This window comes from Bowmanella dokdonensis (assembly GCF_017254865.1).
In the GTDB taxonomy this organism is placed as follows: Bacteria; Pseudomonadota; Gammaproteobacteria; order Enterobacterales; family Alteromonadaceae; genus Bowmanella; species Bowmanella dokdonensis.
This window is the reverse complement of sequence record NZ_JAFKCV010000210.1, coordinates 1-340: the sequence shown is the minus strand read 5'-3', so window position 1 is coordinate 340 and position 340 is coordinate 1. Positions and strand designations below refer to the sequence as shown.

Genomic DNA, 340 nt, shown 5'->3' with positions numbered 1-340 from the left:
TAGACTCGCCACGATAGTCCACCGCAATAGTGTCAGAGACTTCCTCTTCCACCACCTGATTCAAAAACGTTAGCGCCTCACCCAAGGTATAACCATCAGCCAGGTTGGCGGTGATGGTTATAGAGCGCATCCGGTTGTAACGGTTCAAGGTTGACGAAGTGGCACCTTCTTCGAAGGTCAGCAGGTTATCTAGCGGAATCAGCAAACCACTGCGCTTTGAACGAACATAGAGGTTTTCGATGCTTTGTGGAGAGCGGTAGTCTTCCTTATTCCCCTCCATGATCACGTAGTACTCCTGTCCGCGATCCAGGTAGGTAGACACTCTGCGCTGACCCAACAT

Annotated in this window: 1 protein-coding gene; it reads right to left on the bottom strand. The window is 50.9% G+C overall.

Annotation, left to right across the window (positions count from 1 at the left end; translation table 11 throughout):
- Positions 1 to 340: efflux RND transporter permease subunit (locus J0A66_RS22270; protein ID WP_206576013.1), on the bottom strand; the 340-nt coding region annotated here is incomplete at both ends.